Source organism: Salinivibrio sp. HTSP (genome assembly GCF_003390965.1).
In the GTDB taxonomy this organism is placed as follows: domain Bacteria; phylum Pseudomonadota; class Gammaproteobacteria; order Enterobacterales; family Vibrionaceae; genus Salinivibrio; species Salinivibrio kushneri.
This window is the reverse complement of sequence record NZ_PXUD01000115.1, coordinates 1-1,365: the sequence shown is the minus strand read 5'-3', so window position 1 is coordinate 1,365 and position 1,365 is coordinate 1. Positions and strand designations below refer to the sequence as shown.

Here is a 1,365-nt window from a genome sequence, read left to right as displayed (position 1 = left end):
GGCTGTAGCCTTTTACCAGTTTAATCGCATTGATATCGTCGTCTTGTGAAGTGGACCCCAAAAATTGGACAGGCGCCTAAGCTCTGAATCATCATCTCCACAAGGAGGAGAATCATGAGCAAGAAACGTAAGCAATACAGCGCATCATTTAAGTCCAAAGTTGCCCTGGCCGCGCTCAAGGGAGACCAGACCACATCCGAAATCGCCGCCCGGTTCCAGATCCATCCGACTATGGTCAGCGCTTGGAAGCGCGAGCTACTGGAGAATGCCTCGGACCTGTTCGAAGGCAATAAAAAATCTGGCAAGCAATCCGATGAACACAGTACTGACGAGCTTTATCGCGAGATTGGCCGACTAACGGTGGAACGCGATTTTTTGTCACGCAAGCTCGATCAGTAAGCCGGCAACAACAGTTGGCGATGATCGAGCATGGTCACCCTCAGATCAGTCTTGTTCGCCAGTGCGAGCTGCTCAAGTTGAGCCGCTCCTCGGTGTACTATGTCTCTCGTGCACAGTGTCAGGAGAATCTAGATTTGATGTATTTGATCGATAAGCAACACCTCAACACGCCGTACTATGGCTCTCGCCAGATGCGAGTCCACCTGGAACGTCAGGGCTACCGGATAAACCGCAAGCGGGTTCAACGTTTTATGCGCACCATGGGCATCCAGGCGGTGTACCCACGCCCCAGAACCAGCATTCCTGGCGATGGGCACAAGATTTATCCGTACCTACTTAACGGGCTGAAGATCGACCGTCCCAACCAGGTGTGGGCGACAGACATCAGCTATATCCCACTGGCCAAGGGCTTCATGTACCTTGTCGCCATTATCGACTGGTATAGCCGTAAAGTGTTGTCCTGGCGGGTCTCCAACACCCTAGACACCAACTTTTGTATCGATGCCTTGGAGGAAGCCTTACAGCGCTATGGAGCCCCTGAGATCTTCAACACCGATCAAGGTGCACAGTTCACCAGTGAAGCCTTCACAGACGTTCTCAAAGAGCATGACATCCAGATCAGCATGGACGGTAAAGGCTGCTACCATGATAATATATTCGTGGAACGGCTTTGGCGTAGCGTCAAACACGAGTGCGTCTACCTCACAGCCTTCGAGAATGGGCAGCACTTGAAACAGGCACTCCACCGGTACTTCCGGCATTACAATCAGACTCGGTACCACCAAACCCTTGATTACCAAACGCCCGATGAGGTTTACTATAAGCAACCCGTAACCTTGGCAGCCTGAGCCAGGGAAAAACCTAGATCATAGCTTAGGAGCACCATCAGGTTGTCCAACTGATTGGGTCCACCTCATTGAGCGTATTCTCCATCAACATGAAAGCTTGTGATATCAAGATGGACAG

1 protein-coding gene is annotated in these 1,365 nt (G+C 51.4%); it reads left to right on the top strand.

Translation table 11 applies throughout. The annotated features are described in order from the left end of the window. The first annotated feature begins 114 nt into the window (after positions 1-114). Positions 115-1,247, top strand: a protein-coding gene (locus tag C7A19_RS15385; protein ID WP_235614328.1) for an IS3 family transposase whose coding sequence is annotated in 2 segments (ribosomal slippage) — positions 115-393 and positions 396-1,247 — 1,131 coding nt in all. Because the reading frame shifts where the segments join, the coding sequence is not laid out codon by codon here. The last annotated feature ends 118 nt before the right edge of the window (positions 1,248-1,365 follow it).